We start from the raw sequence: 21,440 nt of genomic DNA on the forward strand, positions 1-21,440 counted from the left end.
CTTTCGTGTTTATCTTAGACTTGTTCTAGCTCGATCAGGCAGCCGTTAAAGTCTTTGGGGTGAAGAAACAGCACGGGTTTTCCGTGTGCACCTATTTTTGGCTCGCCCGTGCCCAGAACGCGCGCGCCATCGGCCTTTAGTTTGTCGCGCGCCGCGATGATATCGTCGACCTCATAGCACATATGATGAATGCCACCGGCGGGATTTTTAGCCAAAAACCCGTTGATCGGAGAGTCATCACCGAGGGGATAGAGCAATTCGATTTTGGTATTTGGAAGCTCGATGAACACCACGGTCACGCCATGATCAGGCTCATCTTGGGGGGGATTTACCTTGGCTCCCAAGGTGTTTGCGTATTGCGCGGATGCCGCCGCGAGGTCGGGCACAGCAATCGCGACGTGGTTGAGACGGCCAATCATGTCTCTCTCCTCTAAATGAATGCTCTTTGCCCATTGTTATCGCCCCTCCCCGCACCCCTCGCAAGCGACAAAGCCGCGCAGGTGACAAAATCCACGCGGGGTTAACGGAGCCTTCACCAAAACTGCGTTTAACTCAGATACCAAATTCGGAGATCACACCAAATCGGAGACCATACAATGCCCCTCGCCCTTGATGATCTGATGCCCCCGCCAAAGCCGACATCACAGCGTCCGTTGCTCGGACTGACAGTTCTTGTGGTCGAAGATAGCCGCTTTGCCTCGGAGGCTGTGCGGCTGTTGTGTTTACGCTCCGGTGCGCGCATTCGTCGTGCCGATAGTCTTTCGGCGGCGCATAAGCATCTGGCGGCCTACCGACCGAATGTGGTGATTGTTGACATCGGCCTACCCGATGGATCGGGGGCGGATTTAATCGACGAGCTAACCCATCTGCATTCGCCCGTGGATTGCGTCATCGGCATGTCGGGCGATAGTGGAGCGCGTGCGCTATCGACCGCTGCGGGCGCACACGGGTTTATAGAAAAACCCATATCAAACCTTGGCGCCTTTCAAACAATGGTCTTGGACGCGCTTGCGCGCGATGATCGCCCAACCGGTTTGCGCATGGTTACGGGCGAACACATTGATCCAGATCTGGCGGCTCTTCAGGATGATTTTGCACATGTCGCGGACATCCTGACCGCCCATGATGGCGAGGGCATGTTGGACTATATCGCACAATTTTTGGAAAGCGTTGCACGGACGGCGGGCGACGCCGAAATTATCGAGGCGGCCCAATCGTTGGCGCGCAACCGCAACGTTGGCCATACACACCGCGCCGATGTGGCGCGTATCGCGGGTCTTGTGCAAAACCGTATTGCTATGGGTGGGGCGGGCTAAGACGCACGCACAACATACAAAAAGGGCGCAAGAGTTTGAACTCCCACGCCCTTTTGTGATCTTAAGACCTGCGAAAAGTACAGATCAGTCCTCGCGCGGGATGACGCGCAGGCTCAATTCGCGCAACTGTTCGTTTTGCGGATCGGATGGTGCGTTCATCATCAGGTCTTCGGCGCGTTGGTTCATCGGGAACATGATGACTTCGCGGATGTTATCTTGATCGGCCAAGAGCATCACAGCGCGGTCAATACCGAGTGCACAGCCACCGTGGGGCGGGGCGCCGTATTGGAACGCATTGACCAAAGCGCCAAAGCGTTTGCGCACTTCCTCTTCGCCGTACCCCGCCAGTTCAAAGGCTTTGAACATGATTTCGGGACGGTGGTTGCGGATGGCGCCAGACACCAATTCGTAGCCGTTACACGCGAGGTCATATTGGTAGCCGAGCACGTCGAGCGGATCGCCCAACAGCGCATCCATTCCGCCCTGAGGCATCGAGAACGGGTTATGTTCAAAGTCGATTTTTCCCGTCTCTTCGTCCTTTTCATAGATCGGGAAATCCACGATCCATGCGAATTGGAAGCTATCGCGCCAGTTTTCGTCTTCGGGCGCTTTTGGCGTTTCTTCCCAGATCGTGGTGCGGGCTTTGCCGGCCACGCGTTCGAACGCTTTGGGTTTACCACCAAGGAAGAACGCGGCATCGCCGACCTCAAGGCCGAGCTGTTGACGGATTGCTTCGGTGCGCTCGGGGCCGATGTTTTTGGCTAGTGGGCCTGCGGCTTCCATGCCCTCACCCTGATCGCGCCAGAAGATGTAGCCCATGCCAGGCAGACCCTCTTGTTGCGCGAATTTGTTCATGCGGTCACAGAATTTGCGCGAGCCGCCTTTGGGGGCGGGAATGGCGCGCACTTCAGTGCCTTCGTTTTCAAGCAGCGAGGCAAAAATGGCAAAGCCGGAGCCACGGAAATGCTCAGATACGTCCTGCATCTTGATCGGGTTGCGCAGATCGGGCTTGTCGGTGCCGTACCACAGCGCGGAATCCTTGTAGGAGATTTGCGGCCAGTCACGGTTGGCTTTGCGGCCTTTACCGAATTCGTCGAACATGCCCGCAATCACCGGCTCCATCGTGTCGAAGATGTCTTGTTGCGACACGAACGACATCTCCATGTCGAGCTGATAGAAATCGGTGGGCGAGCGGTCGGCACGCGGATCTTCGTCGCGGAAACACGGCGCCACTTGGAAATACTTATCGAACCCCGACACCATGATCAGCTGTTTGAACTGCTGTGGCGCCTGCGGCAGGGCGTAGAATTTACCGGGGTGCAAACGAGACGGCACGAGGAAGTCACGTGCGCCTTCGGGCGACGAGGCCGTGATGATCGGCGTCTGGAATTCGTTGAACTCTTTCGCCCACATACGTTTGCGCAGATCGGCGACAACGTTTGAGCGCAGGATCATGTTCTTTTGCATCGCTTCGCGGCGCAGGTCGAGGTAGCGGTATTTCAGGCGGGTTTCTTCGGGGTACTCTTGGTCACCGAACACGATCAACGGGAGCTCTTCGGACGCGCCGAGCACTTCGAGATCGCGCACGAACACTTCGACTTCGCCCGTGGGCAGCTTGTCGTTGACCAGATCGGCATCGCGCGCTTTGACGTTGCCGTCGATGCGGATACACCATTCCGAGCGTACCTTTTCCATGTCCTTGAAAACAGGGCTATCAGGATCGCAAAGTACTTGCGTGACGCCGTAGTGATCGCGCAAATCGATAAAGAGGATGCCGCCGTGGTCACGGATGCGATGCACCCAGCCCGACAGACGGACAGTATCGCCGACATTGGATTTATTCAGTTCGGCGCAGGTATGGCTGCGGTACGCGTGCATTTGGTTCATCCTCGAGTGTGCTCAGTATTTGCTAGCCGATACACTCGCCATGGGCCAAAAAGTCAAGGGGACGGTTGGGACGAACGGGCCGAAACGGGCTGTTCTTGCATAAATGGTGCAGCAACACGGCGCAAAACACCCGCACGCAGACCGCCAAGCCCGTAAAGGCCGCAAATTACAGCAATCGACATGTAGCCATCCACGGCGTAATGCCATCCCAGATAGACCGACAAAACAAGGTAGATCAAAACGTAAAGGATCGCCACACTTCGCGTTGCGATGACAACGCCGCGTGCCAAAGCCGCATGAATCGCAGGGCCTTGTGCGAAATCCACACCACGCCGCGCGACATACAAGGCCAGAACACTCGCCATCCCGACATGGACAGATGGGAACGCCGAAATACCCGCGCCAAGCATCTCGCTTTGTCCCGAATAGGCCGCCCATAGGTTTTGTTTGATCATGAGCAAACGCGCGCCCTCGGGATCATTCAACAGGGCGAGAACGCCGTGGTGATCGCGCATTGTGCCCGTTGCCACAAGATCGGCAAAGATTGGCCCCGCGGACATAAACATCACAGCAATGACATTCCCAAGAATGACCCAACACGCCATCCACAGCACCGTAAAGACACGCCGCCGATGTGCGTTGTCGTCCACGACAAGTAGGAGCACAGGGAAATACGTTGCGAAAAACACCCATGAATTCAGATAGAACCGCGACAAATCATTGCCGTTAAACACCGACATCCACCCCAGCACGTCCCGAGGGTTGGTCCCGAAATGCAGCGCCAAATCCAACTGCGTCAGCGCGGAATCGGCCCAGAACGGGACAATTTCGGTCAAATGTCCTTTGATCAGGCTAAAGGTCAGTGTGAAAATCGTGCAATAGACCATCGCGGACAGGATTTGGATTTTTTGGGTCCAAAGGCGGCGGCGCAACCCGCCAAAGATCGCGAGCACCGGCGCAAAAATCAACGGATAGACCCACAATGGCGCGATGAGGCCCGCGAGCAAAAAGAACGTTGAGAACGCGACTGTGAGGCTGCCGATCCAACGCGCGGGCGTTTCGCCAAACGACCATAGCAACGCCATCCCGAACACCGCGTATAAAAGCGTACCAAAGGCCAAAGTATTTTGTTCAAGTGCGCGGCGCAAGATCATGCGCGGCGTTTCACGTTGGATGACGGGGGGCATCGTCACGGCTACATCGTCCTCAAAGCATGCGTCATGATCCAATGGTGCCGGTGTAATGTGGCAACAATAGGCCTCTAACTTGGAATTATACGGGCGCATCTTGCGCGCATGAGCGGCGCAAAAGCGGGTATCTCGCGCCACGCCCCGCCACATCGCTGCGCGCACAAATGACATTCAGCAGAGCATGCGAAGGCTCTCGGACAAAAAACATCGCCTATCAGGCCTTGCACCCGCGCGCGTCATAGCTATAACCCACGACAATTTGCGCACCCCCGTTAGGGGGTGTGCCGTGCTGCACAAACATCAGAGGTCTGCCATGCCCAAAAGAACCGATATCCAGTCGATCATGATCATTGGGGCGGGGCCGATTGTCATCGGACAGGCATGCGAGTTTGATTACTCCGGCGCCCAAGCGTGTAAAGCACTTCGCGAAGAGGGCTACCGCGTCATTCTGGTCAACTCCAACCCCGCGACCATCATGACCGACCCCGATATGGCCGATGCCACCTATATCGAGCCGATCACGGCAGAGGTCGTGGCCAAGATCATCGAGAAAGAGCGCCCTGACGCGCTCCTGCCCACGATGGGCGGTCAGACGGGTCTGAACACCGCACTTGAATTAGATGATCTGGGCATTCTGGAAAAATTCAATGTCGAGCTGATCGGGGCAAAACGCGCCGCGATTGAAATGGCCGAGGATCGCAAGCTGTTCCGCGAGGCAATGGACCGTCTGGGCATCGAGAACCCAAAGGCCACGATTGTCACCGCGCCAAAGCTGTCCCACGGCAAATACGACATCTCCGCAGGTCTGAAACAGGCGATGGACGCGCTAGAAGAGATCGGCCTTCCGGCCATTATCCGCCCCGCCTTTACCCTTGGCGGCACAGGCGGCGGCGTGGCGTATAACCGCGACGATTACGAACACTTTTGCCGCTCGGGCATGGAAGCGTCCCCCATGGCGCAGATCCTCATCGACGAAAGCCTGCTCGGGTGGAAAGAATACGAGATGGAAGTGGTGCGCGACACCGCCGACAACGCCATTATCGTCTGTGCGATCGAGAACGTCGATCCGATGGGCGTGCACACGGGCGACAGTGTGACGGTGGCCCCTGCGCTGACGCTCACCGACAAAGAATATCAGTTGATGCGCACCCATTCCATCAACGTGCTGCGCGAAATTGGCGTGGAAACAGGCGGCTCTAACGTTCAGTGGGCGGTAAACCCCGCCGATGGCCGCATGATCGTGATCGAGATGAACCCACGCGTATCGCGCTCCTCCGCCTTGGCGTCCAAGGCAACCGGTTTCCCGATTGCCAAAATCGCCGCGAAACTGGCCGTTGGGTATACGCTTGACGAATTGGACAACGACATTACCAAAGTGACCCCTGCGTCCTTTGAGCCGACCATCGACTATGTCGTCACCAAAATCCCGAAATTCGCGTTCGAAAAATTCCCCGGCTCAGAGCCGAACCTGACCACCGCGATGAAATCCGTGGGCGAGGCCATGGCCATTGGCCGCACCATCCATGAGAGTATGCAAAAAGCACTCGCGTCGATGGAATCGGGCCTCACAGGGTTTGACGACATCGCATTGGCGGATATGCCCCAAGCCGCGAACATTGTTGAGACAGAAGGCAGCGACGATACATTGTCGCGTGTGTTGCGTGGAGCGGACGATCAGGCACAACGCCAGATCGACAAATCTGTCACACGCGAACTGGCCAAAGCTACGCCCGACCGTTTGCGCGTGATTGCCCAAGCGATGCGGTTTGGCTTTTCCGACATCGAAATCAACGAAATCAATAGCTACGATCCGTGGTTCCTCGCGCGTATTCGCGAGATCGTTGAGATGGAAAACGACATCCGCAAAGACGGCCTTCCCGTGACCGAAGAGGGTCTTCGGGCCGTTAAAATGATGGGCTTCACCGATGCCCGCTTGGCAACCCTTACGGGGCGTGACGAGGACAACGTGCGCCGTGCGCGCCGCAACCTCGGCGTCAACGCCGTGTTCAAACGCATCGACACCTGTGCGGCCGAATTCGAGGCGCAGACGCCCTATATGTACTCCACCTACGAGGCCCCGATGATGGGCGAAGTGGAATGCGAGGCGCGGCCATCGGATCGCAAAAAGGTCGTTATTTTGGGCGGCGGTCCGAACCGCATCGGCCAAGGGATCGAGTTTGATTACTGCTGTTGTCACGCCTGTTACTCGCTCACCGAGCAGGGCTACGAGACGATTATGATCAACTGTAACCCCGAAACCGTGTCCACCGACTATGACACCTCGGACCGGTTGTATTTCGAGCCGCTGACGTTTGAACATGTGATGGAAATCCTGCGCGTAGAACAAGAGAACGGCACGCTGCACGGCGTGATCGTCCAGTTCGGCGGGCAAACCCCGCTGAAAATCGCGCAGGCATTGCAAGACGAAGGCATTCCGATCCTCGGCACCTCGCCGGACGCGATCGATCTGGCCGAGGACCGCGAGCGCTTCCAAGATCTTGTGAACCGTTTGGGCCTCAAACAGCCTCACAACGGCATTGCCTCCACCGATGAGCAAGCGCTTGAGATTGCTGTCGACATCGGCTTTCCGTTGGTGATCCGTCCCTCTTACGTCTTGGGTGGTCGCGCGATGGAAATCGTGCGCGATATGGATCAGCTCAAGCGCTACATCCGTGACGCCGTGGTGGTGTCTGGCGATAGCCCCGTGTTGCTCGACAGCTACCTGTCTGGCGCGACCGAGGTCGATGTCGATGCGTTGTCCGATGGTGAAACCGTCCACGTTGCGGGCATCATGCAGCACATCGAAGAGGCGGGTGTCCACTCGGGCGATAGTGCGTGTTCCTTGCCGCCCTACTCGCTCAAACCCGAGATCGTCGCGGAGCTGAAACGCCAGACCGTTGAATTGGCTTTGGCGCTCAACGTTGTCGGCCTGATGAACGTGCAATTCGCGGTCAAGGACGATGTGATTTTCCTCATCGAGGTCAATCCGCGCGCCTCGCGCACCGTGCCGTTCGTGGCCAAGGCCGTGAATTCGCCCATCGCCTCCATCGCCGCACGTCTCATGGCGGGCGAGAAAATGGCGAACTTCGATCTGGTTGACCCGTCCAAAACCGGACGCTTTGCAGTGAAAGAGGCCGTATTGCCCTTTGCCCGCTTCCCCGGTGTCGACACGATTTTGGGACCGGAAATGCGCTCCACGGGCGAGGTCATGGGCCAAGACGTGAGCTTTGCACGCGCCTTTCTCAAGGCGCAGTTGGGCGCAGGCACTGACCTGCCGTCCGGTGGTAAAGTGTTCGTATCGGTCAAGGATTACGACAAAAAGCCCAAGATGGTTGAGGCGATCAAGACCCTCTCCGATCTCGGGTTTGAAATCGTCGCCACCCGTGGCACCGCCAAGTTTTTCGAGGAAAACGGCATCGCCACCACGGTGGTGAACAAGGTTTATGAGGGCCGCCCGAACATCGCCGACATTATGAAGAACGGCGAGATTTCATTGGTTCTCAACACGACCGAGGGCACCCAAGCCGTCGAGGATTCCCGCGAAATCCGCAAAGTCGCGCTCTACGACAAGATCCCGTATTTCACCACCGCCGCCGCCTCCCACGCCGCCGCGATGGCGATCAAATCACGGGTCGAGGGCGACATGGACGTGATGAGCTTGCAGGAATTGTAAGGCCGCGCCACATCGCGAAACGGATCAAACGCCCCGCCTTTTGGTGGGGCGTTTTGCTTTGCGTGCGCAGCATAATCCTTGACTTATCGCCCGCGCTGCCCCATGTGTGCCGTACAGACGTCCCATGCTGCCGCGTGAGCAGCCGCGTATGTGTCCAAAATGGACCGCGCCGCAGATGTCATACTATGGCCGATACCGGCCACCAGATCCCAAAATCACGCATGGGGTCGGCGGGAAGACGAGCGGGGCAATCGGCCCTCTTCGGTATCCTTTCCCGCGACCATCAAAAGCGCCCCGTTTCGGGGTGCGTCATGCTGTGTGGGCTACCCACCAAAGGACGTTTATGACTGATTTTTCTATGCTCGGCCTTCAGCCGCGCCTTCTCAAGTTGTTGAAAGACCAAGGTCTTGAGACACCAACCCCCATCCAAGCCCGCGCCATTCCCGAAGTGATGAATGGCCGCGACGTCATGGGCCTTGCCCAGACCGGTACAGGTAAAACCCTCGCGTTTGGCCTGCCGCTGTTGCACATGGCGCTGACCGAAGGTTCCAAGCCCTCGGCAAAAACCACACGTGCGCTGATCCTTGCTCCGACCCGCGAGTTGGTAAACCAGATCGCTGACACGCTGTTTCCCTACATCAAAGACACGCACCTCAAATTGAACCGCGTTGTAGGCGGCACTTCGATCAACAACCAGATCAAGCGCCTTGAGCGTGGCACAGACATCCTTGTCGCCACGCCCGGTCGCTTGATGGACCTGATTGATCGCCGCGCCATCACGCTATCCGAGACAACATTCCTTGTCCTCGATGAGGCCGACCAGATGCTCGACATGGGGTTCATCCATGCGCTGCGTAAATTGGTGCCGATGCTCGCCAAAGAGCGTCAGACCATGCTGTTCTCCGCCACGATGAGCAAACAGATGAACGAGATCGCGCAAAGCTATCTCACATCGCCTGTGCGCGTCGAAGTGTCCCCTGCGGGCAAGGCCGCCGACAAGATCGACCAAGAGGTCCACTTCATCCCCGCGGGCGACAAATACGACACGCTCAAAGAGATGCTCGCTACACACCGTGGCGATTTGGCGCTGGTGTTTTCGCGTACCAAGCATGGCGCGGAACGCATGTCCAAACAGCTGCAAAAGGCGGGCTTTAACGCCGGTTCGATCCACGGCAACAAATCGCAAAACCAACGCGAGCGCACTATCAAGGACGCGCGCAATGGTCAGATCGAAGTCCTCGTGGCCACCGATGTGGCGGCGCGTGGCATCGACATTCCTGCCGTGCGCCACGTCTACAACTACGAATTGCCAAACGTGCCCGAGAACTACGTGCATCGCATTGGCCGCACCGCCCGCGCAGGCCGCGAAGGCAAAGCGGTGGCGTTCTGTGCGCCCACCGAGCTGGACGATTTCCGCGCCATCGAGAAGGTGATGAAAATCCGTATCCCGATCGCGACAGCCGCGTCATGGGCCGCAGATGATCAAAAAGCCGAACCAAAACCCAAGCAGCAAGGTCGTCGTGGCAACGGTGGCGGCGCAGGTGGCGGTGGTGGTCGCGGTGGCCCACGTCGCTCCGGTGGCGGCAAACCGCAAGGCGCGCCCAAAGCGGGCGGTGGCGGACGTCCTGGCCACACCCAGCAACGCCGTAGCGGCGGCGGCAAGTCCAAGGCTCATGGCTAAACCAAATTCAGGCGCGAGGGGAAACCTTCGCGCCTTTTACATGCCAAAACGCCCTTGATCGCGGCGCGCGCGTGGGGCAAACCCCCAGCATGGCAAAACTGTACTTTCAATACTCGACGATGAACGCGGGCAAATCGACCCTGCTTCTACAAGCGTCCCACAACTACCGCGAGCGCGGCATGGACACCTATTTGATGACCGCGCAGTTTGACAATCGTGCGGGCGAGGGCCGCATCGGGTCGCGCATCGGTATTGGCGAGGCGGCAGATACCTTTGCCGTTGGCGAAGATCTTTTTGCAAAGGTTGAGGCGCGTCTGGCGCAGGGCAAAGTTGCGTGTATCTTTATCGACGAAGCTCAGTTTTTGACCCATGAACAGGTTTGGCAACTGGCGCGTGCGGTTGATGATTTGGGCGTGCCGATCATGACCTACGGGCTACGGGTCGATTTTCAGGGGCATTTGTTCCCCGGCTCTGCCGCGCTCTTGGCGCTTGCCGATGAAATGCGCGAGGTGCGCACGATCTGTCATTGCGGCAAGAAGGCATCGATGGTCGTGCGTACAAATGAGGCGGGCGATGTGTTGACCGAGGGCGCACAGGTCGAAATTGGCGGCAACGAGCGATACGTCTCGTTGTGCCGCCGTCATTGGCGCGCGGCCATGGGCGATACGCAAGCCCCTTAAGACCTAGTGCAACCGCCCGCCGATTGGCACCGTTTGATCAGGCCGTGCGAGCACAACCTCACCATTGGCATCGGGAAATCCGAGCACCAGAACCTCTGACATAAAGCGGCCGATCTGGCGCGGCGGGAAGTTGACCACGGCCATAACTTGGGTGCCAATCAGCGTCTCAATCGTATAATGCGCTGTGATTTGGGCTGATGATTTCTTTTCACCAATGTCACCGCCAAAATCGATCCATAGTTTAATCGCAGGTTTGCGCGCCTCAGGATAGGGTTCGGCGCGGGTGATCGTGCCCACCCGCACATCGACCTTTAAAAAGTCGTCGTAGCTGATGTCACCCATTATTCTGCAAGCTCCGCATCGCGTGTCATCGCCGCCTGAATGGCCCGATCAAGGAGGGGGACAAACCCGTCATCCTCGCTCATTAAAACACGCAAGGCCTCGGCGGTCACGCCATTGGGAGAGGTCACGTTGATGCGCAACTGGGTCGGAGTTTCGTCCGAGTTTTCGGCTAGATGCCCCGCGCCACCGACCGTGGCCCGCGCAAGTTGCAACGCCAATTCGGCAGACAATCCCGCCTTTTCGCCCGCTGCCGCCATCGCCTCGATAAGGTGGAACACGTAGGCCGGACCACAGCCAGACACGGCGGTGAGGGCGCGCATTTGGCTTTCGGTCTCAAGGCGGACCACCTGCCCCACCGCCTGCAACAAGGTGTCGGCAAGGTCGAGTTGTGCGCCGGTGACGCACGCATTACCAACAATGCCCGTGATACCGCGGCCCACGGCCGAGGGCGTGTTTGGCATGGCGCGAACAATCGGTGTGCGCGCGCCAAGCATCTCCTCGTAAGCAGCCAACGTGATCCCCGCAGCGACAGACAAAAACACCGTGGAGCCATTGCCCAAAGCGCGCAGGGTTGGCAAAGCTTCGGCCATTTTTTGCGGCTTTACAGCGATCAAAACCACGGCCGGATCAGTTGGCAGTGCGGTGTTAATATGCACGCCAGTGGACTTGACCCAATCGGACGGACGTGGGGCGAGGACCGTGACGGACGTGGCAGGCAACCCGCCATCAAGCCATCCTTTGAGCATGGCCGAGCCCATTTTCCCGCAGCCCAAAAGCACCAAACCGCGCGTTTTCACATCATCCATCGACATGGCATTCCATCCTTGTGCATCTCAAATATAGACGCCCCCTGCGTAGCAGAGGGCGCACTGACTATTGTAGTATGTCGCGGCAAAATCGCAACGGCGGGCATGCAGGCACCCGCGCGCCAAATTGCGATCAGGCGCGCCCGTATGCTTCGCAAATCGCGATATCCATCGCGTCTTTCGGGCTACGATCCGACCACGCAGCCAATTGGAACGCAGGATAAAAGCGCTCGCAATTGCCGACGGCCGATCCGATCAAACGGTCAATCTGTTCCGAACTAGCAAATTGCCCCCCCGAAAGCGGCAAGCCGTAGCGGTAAACCATCATACTTTGCTCATTCCAGTAGGAAAATGCACCCGTCCAACATTGATCATTGGCGTGGTTGAGAACCTCGTAAATCTTGTGCAGCTTGTCTTGGGGCGGCTCCATCTCAAAGGTGCAGATCAGACGCAACGTCTCGTCATAATCCGACCATGCCAGCGTGATGGAATAGGTGCGCCACTGCCCCTCGACGGCCATGGCAATCTGATCTTCCGTGACGCGGTCAAATTCCCACTCGTTGTGCGCGGCCAACGATTCTACGAGATCAATCGGGTGGATGTCTTCGGTGATATCGTACTCGGTCAGCGACATGTGCGGCCTCATATGTGTTTGCTTATATGGCTGTGTGTAACATTCCCACAGCGTCCCTAAGACTTGGTGCCTGCTCAAGGGGCTGATGTTTTTGTGCATCCCCTTACTAGATATGGTGTTCCAAAAGGATCGTTGCTGTAAAGTTAATTTTTAACCTTATCCCCAGCAATCGACATTCACCCACAGGATTTTGACGTTTTCCACAGGTTGGTTGTGCCCATTGTGGAGCGTTTTCGGTGCACCGCACATTTGGGCCATGCGTAAACATCGATCAGGGCACAAAAAAACGGCCCCGAACATCGGGGCCGTGTCTGTCGCACATCCCGTAGGTGCGCGTGCCTATTTCTTAGTCGTCTTTGTCACGGTTTTTTTACGCTCCAGAGCATCGAGACGTTTTTTCAACTCTTCGTTCTCTTCACGCGCTTTTTGCGCCATCGCGCGTGTCGCGTCGAATTCGTCGCGCGTGACAAAATCGCGGTCCGCCAACCAGCGATCTACAAGGCCTTTCAAGGCAGTATCTGCCTCGTCTTTCGCCCCTTGAGCCACGCCCATGGCGTTGGTCATCAATTGCGAGATGTCGTCGAGAATTTTGTTGCGCGTCTGCATGAGCCCACTCCTAAATGTCTTTGTCACTATATGGGGCGTCACACCGCAAATCACAAGGTTGACTTCCCCCCCTGCAAATTTACAGATGCGCGCATGACTACATTTATGCCCGCCGTTCTCAATTTTCCCGATGTCTCGCCCGTCTTGTTCGAGATTAGCATCGGGGCGTTTCATTTCGCCCTCCATTGGTATGCTCTCGCGTATATCGCGGGGATCATTGTGGGATGGTGGCTTGTCACCCGCGCACTGGCCGCCGCGCGGTTGTGGCCACGCGACACCGCGCCGATGAGCCGCGAGACTGTTGATGACCTGCTCACATGGCTCATTCTGGGCGTCATTGTGGGCGGGCGACTGGGCTATGTGCTTTTTTACAAGCCGGGTTATTATCTGGCCAATGTGATTGAAATCCCGATGATCTGGCAGGGTGGCATGTCGTTTCACGGCGGCTTTTTGGGAGTTGTCGTGGCCGCGTTCATCTACGCAGGGCGTCACAACATTGATCGGTTGAGCTTGGCTGATACGCTGGCTATGGCCACGCCTGTCGGCTTAATGCTCGGGCGTATGGCCAATTTTGTAAATGCCGAACTATGGGGGCGTCCATCCACCGCCCCGTGGGCCGTTATTTTCCCGGGCGATGAGGCACAGGCATGCGAAAATGTCGGCACATTGTGCGCCCGTCATCCCTCACAGCTCTACGAAGCGGGCCTTGAGGGCTTAATTCTTGGATCACTGATTTTGCTACTCGTGTGGCGGTTCGATGCGCTCAAGCGGCGCGGCTTGATTGCGGGTCTGTTCTTTGCGGGCTACGGCCTATCGCGCTTTGTCGTCGAGTTCTTTCGACAAGCGGATGCGCAATTCATTACGCCCGAAAACCCGATGGGCACTGTGGTGCTTCACATGTCGATGGGACAACTTTTGTCGCTGCCGATGATCGGGTTTGGCCTTTTGCTTATGGTGAGGGCGCGCCGCGCATGACGCAGCTGGCGGACATCCTCGCACGGCGCATCGCCAAAACGGGACCGATGTCATTGATGGAGTTTATGGCGGAGTGTTTGCTTCACCCGCAGCACGGTTATTACACCACCCGCGATCCCTTTGGCACCGGCGGGGATTTTATCACTGCCCCCGAAATCAGCCAAATGTTTGGTGAACTGTTGGGGCTATGTTTGGCCCAATCATGGATGGATCAAGGATGCCCGACACCGTTTACCTTGGCAGAAATCGGGCCAGGGCGCGGAACGTTGATGGCGGATGTGCTACGCGCCACCAAAGCCGTTCCAAATATGCATGCCGCGATGCAGGTGCATCTTATTGAGGCATCCCCGACCCTTAGGGCCGTGCAGCGCGACACGCTGACAGGGGTTGATGTGACTTGGATCGATGAGGCGGCATCCCTGCCCGCGCACCCCCTTTGGCTTGTGGCCAACGAGTTTTTTGACGCCTTGCCGATCCGCCAGTTTACTCGCGACGCACAAGGATGGCGTGAGACACAGGTTGCACTCGCGGGTGAGGCGCTAACGCTTGGCCTGTCATCACCCGCCCCTATTGCGGCGCTCGATCACAGATTGGCGGATACCAAAACGGGCGATGTGGTCGAGATATGCCCCGCAGCCCATCCTATTGTGACTGAAATTGCCGCACGCATCACCACGAACGGCGGTGCAGCGATTTTCATCGATTACGGCGACTGGCGCTCCTTGGGCGATACATTTCAGGCGTTGAAGGCGCACAAAAGCGTTGATCCCCTTGCGCAGCCCGGGCTGGCCGATCTCACCGCACATGTGGATTTCGAGGCCCTTGCACGCGCGGCGCAAACCGTGGGCGCGGCTGTGTCAGGAATGGTGTCCCAAGGGGAATTGCTTGGGCGGCTTGGCATCGCACACCGCGCTCACTCATTGGCGCAGAACCTCGCGGATGACGCCCTCACCGCGCATATCAAAGCATTTGAGCGGTTGACCTCGCCCTCAGAAATGGGAACCCTGTTCAAAGCCATCGCGATTGCACCCACGCCCTCCCTCTTACCACCAGGATTTGCACAATGAGCCTAGAGATCATTCGATCAGACCTCCTTGAGGGTGTTGAACACGGGTTTTTCACCCGCAAAGGTGGCGCATCCTCTGGTGTGTTCGAGGGGTTGAATTGCGGCTTTGGCTCATCCGATCAAAACGACATCGTGGCAATCAACCGCGCGCGCGTGGCGGCGGCGATGGATGTCACGCCCGACGCCCTATGCTCCGTTTTTCAGATCCATTCGGCGGATGTTGTCAGCGTGAGCGGCCCACAAACGGGTAGCGCACCGAAAGCAGACGCTCTTGTCACCGCGACCAAAGGCCTTGCCCTTGTGATCCTCACCGCCGATTGCCAGCCCGTTTTGTTTGCCGACCGTGACAACGGCGTGATCGGCGCGGCACATGCGGGATGGCGCGGCGCCTTGGACGGCATATTGGACCGTACGGTCGCGGCCATGGTCGATTTGGGTGCCAAGCGCGAGCGCATCACGGCCGTTATCGGCCCATGCATCTCGCAGCGCGCCTACGAAGTCGGGCCCGAGTTTTTCGATACTTTCATCACGGCTGGCGACGAGAACGCACGGTTCTTTGCCAATGGCGAAGATGATCGCTACCTGTTCGACCTTCCGGCATTTGGATTGCACAAACTTCGCGAGGCCGGTGTGGGGGCGCATGAATGGACGCGCCATTGTACCTATCACGACCCCAAGCGATTCTATTCGTATCGCCGCTGCGTCCACCGCAAAGAGGCCGACTACGGGCGCTTGCTTTCGACTATTCGGTTGTAAAATCTAGCGCCGTTTCGCCACATTTGCGCCAGAAACAGTCCGGCTCATTTACCCATGATTGTTCACGAAACAGCATATAAGCCTTATTTTATTGGTGCATTTTCACCAGTGTTTGATTTTTAACATTTTTCAAAAATTCGCACGTATTGCCAAATTTCGGCCCAAAGCGCTGCGCATACTGACCTCAACACAACAATGAGTGACCCCAAGCGGTCCGAAAGAAGAGGCAGATATGACCAAGACCAACGAACACCCCCGCTGGATGCAATCCATCATCGAAGAAGCGCAGAAAAAGGGCGTCACCTTGCCGTGGCACCGCGACCTGCGCGCCGTTAAGCGCGCGGCAGAATCACAAGGCACGCCGCGCGCCGCCAACGCGTGATCCAACGATTCGCAATTTGAAATTCTCCCGTCCGACCTGTTGAAGACCTCCCATTCACACACAGATCGGAAACAATGCAGGGGCGGCACCGTAGGATTGGTGCCGCCCTTGTGTGTAATTAACATTATATTTTGACAATAAGGGCATTTGTCTGCGACCGTTGATCCTATCACAACTCGGTGGGGGCCGTACGTGATCGTAGGAGCGACTTATGCCGCAACCGCTTGCCCGACAGTCTGCCGCCGCGCAGACGCGTCACACATCCCCGTCCCGTCAAATGTCTTTTGACGCAAACCGCCCCGTGTCGCCCGCATGGACGGTTCGCAGAAAACCCGCAGCGGCGCGACCCGCGCACGCGTTGCGCAGGTTTGATGTGATGTGGCTCGCTCAGAACGGCGATGTGATGGACGACACTGTGGCGGCCCCTGCGCTCCCTGCCTTTGAAGCGGCGTTTAGTGCGTTCGGTCGAGGTGCGTTAATTCAAACACCGCATGGGCTAACCGCTGTCGAGGATCTACTCCCCGGCGATATGATCGTGACCGCAGACGGTGATACGCTGCCTATCATGTGGGTTGGCTCTGTCGAGCTTGATCATAAGGGACGGCGTGCCGATGGCGCATCCCCCGAAAAACTGTACCGGATTACTGGCGATGCGCTTGGGTACGGCCATCCGAGTCATGATTTGATGTTGGGCGCGGGTGCGCGGTATTTACTGCGTGCCGAAGCATTGAAATCCTATCTGGGCACCGCGCATGCCCTCGCGCCTATTTCCGCAATGGCAGACGGGCTGTCGATGATTGAGATCACGCCGATTTCGGCGGTGCGTTGCTATCACATTTGCCTGCCACAACACCGATTGATCCGCGTCAACGGTATCGAATGTGAGACGTATCACCCAGGAATTGCCGCCAGCAGCCAATTCCAAGGCGAGATGAGAGAGCATTTCATGTCTTTGTTCCCACATTTGGAGAACCTTGGCGATTTCGGAGCCATGTCTCATCCCCGTCTGACCCCCACGGATTTAATCGAGATCGGGTTGCTCTAACGCCGCACGCCGTTAAAACGACAAAACCGCGCCTCACAGCGCGGTTTTTTGTATTTGGGGCAACCAATGGGACGTCCTAATCAGGCTTTTTGTGCCAAACGCGCCTCAAGGACATCGAACGGAACACCCGGCTCGGATTTGGCCCCACGGATCACGAGTGAGGTTTTGACGCTTTCCACATTTGGCGTCGACAACAATTCACCGGTCAAAAAGCTTTGGAAGGTCGACAGATCGGGCGCGATACATTTGAGGATGAAATCCACCTCGCCATTGAGCATATGACATTCGCGCACAAGCGGCCATTCGCGGCACTTATCCTCAAAACGGACTAAATCCACCTCGGCTTGGCTTTGCAACCCGACCATCGCGAACACCTGCACCTCGAACGACAGTGCGCGTGCGTCCACAACGGCATGATAGCCTTTGATATATCCGCCCTCTTCGAGCGTGCGCACACGGCGCAAGCATGGTGGCGCGGATATGCCAACGCGTTTTGCCAACTCGACGTTGGTCATGCGCCCGTCCGCTTGCAGTTCCGCAAGGATTTTGCGATCAATCTCATCGAGCTTATGGGCGGGCATATCCGTCTCCGACGTCGTGGCCAATCATGTGTGTCATCATGGCATTATTTACGAAAAATGTGCGTGAATGCGTCATTGCGCAATTATCTTTCGCATTTAGGCGCATTTAATTCAAGACCATTTCGCCACATGCCCCAGCATAAGCTGTGAGATGCGGCAAGTCATCGCGCAGGGTTTGCGCCCGCGCGTCTGCGTGTCTATATCGGGGACAACACGAGATAAAAACCCCAAATTCAAGAGGCTCAAAATGGCTGAGACGAAACACACCAAAGTCCTCATCATCGGTTCCGGACCTGCGGGCTACACCGCGGGCGTTTACGCCTCGCGCGCAATGCTATCGCCTGTCCTCGTCCAAGGGATCGAGCCAGGTGGTCAGCTGACCACCACCACCGAGGTGGAAAACTGGCCCGGTGAAAGCGAGATCCAAGGGCCGGAATTGATGATCAAAATGCAAGACCACGCCAAGGCGATGGGCTGTGAGATCATTGGCGACATTATCACTAATCTGGACACCGATGTGCGCCCGTTTGTGGCCAAGGGCGATTCAGGAACGACCTACACGGCTGACGCGGTCATCCTTGCCACGGGCGCACGCGCCAAATGGCTTGGCCTGCCGTCCGAGGACGAGTTCAAAGGGTTCGGCGTCTCCGCCTGTGCCACATGTGACGGATTTTTCTACCGCAACATGGATATTGTCGTCATCGGCGGCGGCAACACTGCTGTCGAAGAAGCGCTATTTTTGACCAACTTTGCCTCCAAGGTGACACTCATTCACCGCCGCGATGAATTGCGCGCCGAGGCTATTTTGATTGATCGTCTGTTGAAGAACCCCAAAATCGTGCCATTGTGGGATCACGAGTTGGTCGAAGTCTACGGCGACACCATGCCAAAAGGCGTCAACGGTGTGCGCGCGCGCCACGTGAAAACCGGTGAGATTACCGACATTCCTGCCAAAGGTGTCTTTGTGGCCATCGGTCACGCCCCTGCCACCGAATTGGTGAAAGGCAAGTTGGAGCTGCACAATGGCGGCTATGTCACGGTCAAACCTGGCTCGACCGAAACATCGATCCCCGGTGTCTTTGCCGCGGGCGATCTGACCGACCACAAATACCGCCAAGCCGTGACATCGGCCGGCATGGGCTGCATGGCCGCCTTGGATGCGGAACGCTGGCTGTCTGAACAAGACTAAGCGCATCACGCGCAAAACGATAAATTCAGAGAGGCGGGCATTGTCCCGCCTTTCCCTACGTTTGGGGGCGCGTTTGTCCGCCCAAAGCGCCAAAATGTGGGAATTGCGCCTCATTTCCGACATCTCCCTTTGGCATATATTGCTTTGTTTGATGCCGTTGCGTTAAGGCAGCGCAAACCAGCCCACGATCCGGGTTGAACCATTCGAATTTGATGCCGTCTGAAAGGCCATTTGTATGTACCAAAACCTTGCCCCCATCCCCGAACTTTTTGTGTCCTATGAAAGCGCGCAAAAGCTCAAAGTCGAAGCCGCCGATCTGATCAGTTGGGATCTGAGCCCGCGTCAAATCTGCGACCTAGAGTTGTTGATGAACGGCGGGTTTGCGCCACTCAAGGGTTTTTTGAGCGAAGCTGACTATGATGGTGTGGTCGACAACATGCGCACCACCGATGGCACGCTATGGCCGATGCCCATCACGCTCGATGTGTCCGAGGCTTTTGCCGAAGGGTTGAAAGAGGGGCAAGATATTGCGCTGCGCGACCAAGAGGGCGTCATTCTCGCCACTATGACCGTTACAGACAATTGGGTGCCGAACAAAGCCAAAGAAGCCGAAAAGGTGTTTGGCGCGGATGACGAGGCGCACCCTGCGGTCAACTACCTGCACAACACGGCGGGCAAGGTCTACCTTGGTGGGCCGATTACGGGCCTGCAACAACCTGTCCACTATGATTTTCGCGGCTCACGCGACACACCGAACGAATTGCGCGCCTATTTTCGCAAACTCGGCTGGCGTCGCGTTGTGGCATTCCAAACCCGCAACCCGCTGCACCGTGCTCACCAAGAATTGACATTCCGCGCCGCGAAAGAGGCGCAGGCCAACTTGTTGATCCACCCTGTTGTGGGCATGACCAAACCGGGGGATGTAGATCACTTCACTCGCGTGCGGTGCTACGAGGCGGTCCTCGACAAATATCCTGCGGCCACCACCACAATGTCTTTGTTGCCGCTCGCTATGCGTATGGCGGGTCCACGTGAAGCGGTTTGGCACGGTTTGATCCGCGCCAACTACGGCTGCACCCACTTTATCGTCGGTCGCGACCACGCAGGCCCGGGTGCCAACTCGGCCGGTGAAGATTTCTATGGCCCCTATGATGCACAGGACTTGTTCCGCGAGCACCAAGAGGAAATGGGCATCGAGATGGTCGATTTCAAACACATGGTCTATGTGCAAGAGCGCGCCCAGTATGAGCCAAATGACGAGATCGAAGACCGTGAAAACGTGACAATCTTGAACATATCCGGCACCGAATTGCGCCGCCGTTTGTCTGAGGGTCTGGAAATTCCGGAATGGTTTTCGTTCCCAGAAGTCGTAAAGGAACTGCGCAAGACCAAGCCGCCACGCTCCAAACAAGGCTTTACGGTGTTCTTCACCGGCTTTTCCGGCTCCGGCAAATCAACCATCGCCAACGCATTGATGGTCAAGCTGATGGAAATGGGCGGGCGCCCTGTTACGCTGCTTGATGGTGATATCGTGCGTAAAAACCTATCGTCCGAGCTTGGCTTTTCCAAAGAGCATCGTGATCTCAACATCCGCCGTATTGGCTATGTCGCCTCCGAGATCACAAAGAACGCAGGCATCGCTATTTGTGCGCCCATTGCGCCCTATGCCACGACGCGCCGCGCAGTGCGCGAAGACGTCGAACAGTTCGGAGCCTTTGTCGAAGTTCACGTCGCAACGGATATCGAAGAGTGCGAGAAACGCGACCGCAAAGGTCTCTACAAACTCGCGCGCGAAGGTAAGATCAAGGAATTCACAGGGATTTCAGACCCCTATGATATTCCCGCAAATCCCGAGCTGCGCGTTGAGACCATCGGCCACGATGTCGATAACTGCGCGCATCAAGTGATTTTGAAACTTGAAAGCCTCGGCCTGATTTCCGCGCACTAACGCGCGATCAATCCCTAAACATTAAAAGCCCCGCTCAAGTGAGCGGGGCTTTTTCATTCGCATAGTTTGTAGCGGAGCGTCACTGCGGCTTGTAACCCGCTGTTTCAAGCCATCCTGTAAACCCTGTTTGCATCACCACAACGTTGTCCATCCCCGCCACGCGCAGCGCAAACGTGGCCTGAGCGGACAAAGATCCCGTGTTGCAAAACAAAATCACTTTTTTATCGGTCGGGATTTCATCCATGCGGTCAAGCACTTCGCGCCACTCAATGTTAATCGCGGTTGGTATCGTGGCGGTGTCAAATTGCTCCGCATCGCGTGTGTCGATAAACTGAACAGACGGCCAGACGTCTTGGGTAATTTGTTGCGGCAATATGATGCCGCTTTCATAGTCTTGGAACATCAAATATTCCTGCATCGCCTCCACAGCCGCCTCTTGTGCAAAGGCGGCGGGCGCGCATGTCACGCTTAGGGCGGTCAAAAGACCAAAAATTGTGTGCTTCAATGGAGATCCTCCCACGATCAATGGGCAAAACTGCATGCCCCAACGAGGGGGCACACTACACACATATTCTTTTAAGTCTATATGAACCCTAGCCGCATTCGATCCAATAGCCCGTCCTTGAGTGCGAACAGATAATAGATCGCAAGCGGCGTGTTTTGTGATCTTCGCGGATGATCCG

General features: G+C 56.9%; 20 protein-coding genes. 11 read left to right on the forward strand and 9 right to left on the reverse strand.

Annotated elements, in window-relative coordinates; all coding sequences use genetic code 11:
• Positions 1 to 14: 14 nt before the first annotated feature.
• Positions 15 to 419 (reverse strand): methylmalonyl-CoA epimerase, encoded by a 405-nt coding sequence (gene mce, locus IMCC12053_RS05255; RefSeq protein ID WP_062216408.1) that lies wholly within the window; start codon positions 417 to 419, stop codon positions 15 to 17.
• 177 nt (positions 420 to 596) lie between these two features.
• On the opposite strand from mce, the gene IMCC12053_RS05260 reads away from it, so the two are divergent.
• Complete coding sequence (locus tag IMCC12053_RS05260) at positions 597 to 1,316, forward strand: response regulator (protein WP_062216410.1); 720 nt, start codon at positions 597 to 599, stop codon at positions 1,314 to 1,316.
• 84 nt (positions 1,317 to 1,400) lie between these two features.
• On the opposite strand, the gene aspS is transcribed toward IMCC12053_RS05260, so the two are convergent.
• Positions 1,401 to 3,194: an aspartate--tRNA ligase gene (gene aspS, locus IMCC12053_RS05265; protein ID WP_062220923.1), complete on the reverse strand. Its 1,794-nt coding sequence runs from the start codon at positions 3,192 to 3,194 to the stop codon at positions 1,401 to 1,403.
• A 62-nt stretch (positions 3,195 to 3,256) separates the two neighbouring features.
• Entirely contained in the window at positions 3,257 to 4,564 is a 1,308-nt protein-coding gene (locus tag IMCC12053_RS05270; RefSeq protein ID WP_062216412.1) for a phosphatase PAP2 family protein, read from the reverse strand.
• A 142-nt stretch (positions 4,565 to 4,706) separates the two neighbouring features.
• Between IMCC12053_RS05270 and carB the strand changes: the two genes are divergently transcribed.
• From carB to IMCC12053_RS05285, 3 genes are all read left to right on the forward strand, one after another.
• On the forward strand, positions 4,707 to 8,066 hold the full coding sequence (gene carB / locus IMCC12053_RS05275) for a carbamoyl-phosphate synthase large subunit (RefSeq protein ID WP_062216415.1): 3,360 nt from the start codon (positions 4,707 to 4,709) through the stop codon (positions 8,064 to 8,066).
• A gap of 343 nt (positions 8,067 to 8,409) precedes the next feature.
• Entirely contained in the window at positions 8,410 to 9,747 is a 1,338-nt protein-coding gene (locus IMCC12053_RS05280; protein WP_062216417.1) for a DEAD/DEAH box helicase, read from the forward strand.
• Positions 9,748 to 9,836: 89 nt separating this feature from the next.
• Complete coding sequence (locus tag IMCC12053_RS05285; RefSeq protein ID WP_062216419.1) at positions 9,837 to 10,427, forward strand: thymidine kinase; 591 nt, start codon at positions 9,837 to 9,839, stop codon at positions 10,425 to 10,427.
• 3 nt (positions 10,428 to 10,430) lie between these two features.
• On the opposite strand, the gene IMCC12053_RS05290 is transcribed toward IMCC12053_RS05285, so the two are convergent.
• The 4 genes from IMCC12053_RS05290 to IMCC12053_RS05305 all read right to left on the reverse strand — a co-directional run bounded on the left by IMCC12053_RS05290 (position 10,431) and on the right by IMCC12053_RS05305 (position 12,815).
• Positions 10,431 to 10,769 (reverse strand): tRNA-binding protein, encoded by a 339-nt coding sequence (locus IMCC12053_RS05290; RefSeq protein WP_062216421.1) that lies wholly within the window; start codon positions 10,767 to 10,769, stop codon positions 10,431 to 10,433.
• Entirely contained in the window at positions 10,769 to 11,581 is an 813-nt protein-coding gene (gene proC / locus IMCC12053_RS05295) for a pyrroline-5-carboxylate reductase (protein WP_062216424.1), read from the reverse strand. The genes IMCC12053_RS05290 and proC overlap by 1 nt, the downstream gene beginning before the upstream one ends.
• Positions 11,582 to 11,708: 127 nt before the next feature.
• Positions 11,709 to 12,209, reverse strand: a complete 501-nt coding sequence (locus IMCC12053_RS05300) for a type III secretion system chaperone family protein (RefSeq protein WP_062216427.1) — start codon at positions 12,207 to 12,209, stop codon at positions 11,709 to 11,711.
• Between the two features lie 339 nt (positions 12,210 to 12,548).
• A complete protein-coding gene (locus IMCC12053_RS05305; RefSeq protein ID WP_062216428.1) occupies positions 12,549 to 12,815 on the reverse strand; it encodes an accessory factor UbiK family protein in 267 nt (88 codons plus the stop codon).
• 105 nt (positions 12,816 to 12,920) lie between these two features.
• Here IMCC12053_RS05305 and lgt point away from each other — a divergent pair, with 105 nt between their 5' ends.
• The 5 genes from lgt (at position 12,921) to IMCC12053_RS05325 (ending at position 17,039) form a co-directional block, all read left to right on the forward strand.
• Positions 12,921 to 13,790, forward strand: coding sequence for a prolipoprotein diacylglyceryl transferase (lgt, locus tag IMCC12053_RS05310; RefSeq protein WP_062220926.1), 870 nt, complete (start codon positions 12,921 to 12,923; stop codon positions 13,788 to 13,790).
• A complete protein-coding gene (locus IMCC12053_RS05315) occupies positions 13,787 to 14,857 on the forward strand; it encodes a class I SAM-dependent methyltransferase (RefSeq protein WP_062216429.1) in 1,071 nt (356 codons plus the stop codon). Before lgt ends, IMCC12053_RS05315 begins: the two co-directional genes overlap by 4 nt.
• Complete coding sequence (gene pgeF / locus IMCC12053_RS05320) at positions 14,854 to 15,612, forward strand: peptidoglycan editing factor PgeF (protein WP_062216431.1); 759 nt, start codon at positions 14,854 to 14,856, stop codon at positions 15,610 to 15,612. The genes IMCC12053_RS05315 and pgeF overlap by 4 nt, the downstream gene beginning before the upstream one ends.
• A gap of 232 nt (positions 15,613 to 15,844) precedes the next feature.
• On the forward strand, positions 15,845 to 15,994 hold the full coding sequence (locus IMCC12053_RS15770; RefSeq protein ID WP_156320735.1) for a hypothetical protein: 150 nt from the start codon (positions 15,845 to 15,847) through the stop codon (positions 15,992 to 15,994).
• A gap of 211 nt (positions 15,995 to 16,205) precedes the next feature.
• A complete protein-coding gene (locus IMCC12053_RS05325) occupies positions 16,206 to 17,039 on the forward strand; it encodes a Hint domain-containing protein (protein WP_062216433.1) in 834 nt (277 codons plus the stop codon).
• 80 nt (positions 17,040 to 17,119) lie between these two features.
• Here IMCC12053_RS05325 and IMCC12053_RS05330 read toward each other — a convergent pair whose 3' ends face one another.
• On the reverse strand, positions 17,120 to 17,620 hold the full coding sequence (locus tag IMCC12053_RS05330; RefSeq protein WP_062216435.1) for an Lrp/AsnC family transcriptional regulator: 501 nt from the start codon (positions 17,618 to 17,620) through the stop codon (positions 17,120 to 17,122).
• 247 nt (positions 17,621 to 17,867) lie between these two features.
• Between IMCC12053_RS05330 and trxB the strand changes: the two genes are divergently transcribed.
• Both trxB and IMCC12053_RS05340 read left to right on the forward strand, forming a co-directional pair.
• On the forward strand, positions 17,868 to 18,809 hold the full coding sequence (trxB, locus tag IMCC12053_RS05335) for a thioredoxin-disulfide reductase (RefSeq protein ID WP_062216437.1): 942 nt from the start codon (positions 17,868 to 17,870) through the stop codon (positions 18,807 to 18,809).
• Between the two features lie 235 nt (positions 18,810 to 19,044).
• Positions 19,045 to 20,757 (forward strand): bifunctional sulfate adenylyltransferase/adenylylsulfate kinase, encoded by a 1,713-nt coding sequence (locus IMCC12053_RS05340; protein ID WP_062216438.1) that lies wholly within the window; start codon positions 19,045 to 19,047, stop codon positions 20,755 to 20,757.
• A 79-nt stretch (positions 20,758 to 20,836) separates the two neighbouring features.
• On the opposite strand, the gene IMCC12053_RS05345 is transcribed toward IMCC12053_RS05340, so the two are convergent.
• A complete protein-coding gene (locus IMCC12053_RS05345; RefSeq protein WP_236852546.1) occupies positions 20,837 to 21,262 on the reverse strand; it encodes a rhodanese-like domain-containing protein in 426 nt (141 codons plus the stop codon).
• Positions 21,263 to 21,440: the final 178 nt, after the last annotated feature.

Source organism: Celeribacter marinus (assembly GCF_001308265.1).
In the GTDB taxonomy this organism is placed as follows: Bacteria; Pseudomonadota; Alphaproteobacteria; order Rhodobacterales; family Rhodobacteraceae; genus Celeribacter; species Celeribacter marinus.

Bases quoted from the DNA above. Each gene is read 5' to 3' on its own strand.
- carB (WP_062216415.1), top strand. From the start codon at position 4,707: ATGCCCAAAAGAACCGATATCCAGTCGATCATGATCATTGGGGCGGGG.
- trxB (WP_062216437.1), top strand. From the start codon at position 17,868: ATGGCTGAGACGAAACACACCAAAGTCCTCATCATCGGTTCCGGACCT.
- IMCC12053_RS05315 (WP_062216429.1), top strand. From the start codon at position 13,787: ATGACGCAGCTGGCGGACATCCTCGCACGGCGCATCGCCAAAACGGGA.
- IMCC12053_RS05305 (WP_062216428.1), bottom strand. From the start codon at position 12,815: ATGCAGACGCGCAACAAAATTCTCGACGACATCTCGCAATTGATGACC.
- IMCC12053_RS15770 (WP_156320735.1), top strand. From the start codon at position 15,845: ATGACCAAGACCAACGAACACCCCCGCTGGATGCAATCCATCATCGAA.
- IMCC12053_RS05300 (WP_062216427.1), bottom strand. From the start codon at position 12,209: ATGTCGCTGACCGAGTACGATATCACCGAAGACATCCACCCGATTGAT.
- IMCC12053_RS05260 (WP_062216410.1), top strand. From the start codon at position 597: ATGCCCCTCGCCCTTGATGATCTGATGCCCCCGCCAAAGCCGACATCA.
- aspS (WP_062220923.1), bottom strand. From the start codon at position 3,194: ATGCACGCGTACCGCAGCCATACCTGCGCCGAACTGAATAAATCCAAT.
- IMCC12053_RS05285 (WP_062216419.1), top strand. From the start codon at position 9,837: ATGGCAAAACTGTACTTTCAATACTCGACGATGAACGCGGGCAAATCG.
- IMCC12053_RS05280 (WP_062216417.1), top strand. From the start codon at position 8,410: ATGACTGATTTTTCTATGCTCGGCCTTCAGCCGCGCCTTCTCAAGTTG.
- IMCC12053_RS05340 (WP_062216438.1), top strand. From the start codon at position 19,045: ATGTACCAAAACCTTGCCCCCATCCCCGAACTTTTTGTGTCCTATGAA.
- lgt (WP_062220926.1), top strand. From the start codon at position 12,921: ATGCCCGCCGTTCTCAATTTTCCCGATGTCTCGCCCGTCTTGTTCGAG.
- proC (WP_062216424.1), bottom strand. From the start codon at position 11,581: ATGTCGATGGATGATGTGAAAACGCGCGGTTTGGTGCTTTTGGGCTGC.
- IMCC12053_RS05270 (WP_062216412.1), bottom strand. From the start codon at position 4,564: ATGTCATTTGTGCGCGCAGCGATGTGGCGGGGCGTGGCGCGAGATACC.
- pgeF (WP_062216431.1), top strand. From the start codon at position 14,854: ATGAGCCTAGAGATCATTCGATCAGACCTCCTTGAGGGTGTTGAACAC.
- IMCC12053_RS05325 (WP_062216433.1), top strand. From the start codon at position 16,206: ATGCCGCAACCGCTTGCCCGACAGTCTGCCGCCGCGCAGACGCGTCAC.
- mce (WP_062216408.1), bottom strand. From the start codon at position 419: ATGATTGGCCGTCTCAACCACGTCGCGATTGCTGTGCCCGACCTCGCG.
- IMCC12053_RS05290 (WP_062216421.1), bottom strand. From the start codon at position 10,769: ATGGGTGACATCAGCTACGACGACTTTTTAAAGGTCGATGTGCGGGTG.
- IMCC12053_RS05330 (WP_062216435.1), bottom strand. From the start codon at position 17,620: ATGCCCGCCCATAAGCTCGATGAGATTGATCGCAAAATCCTTGCGGAA.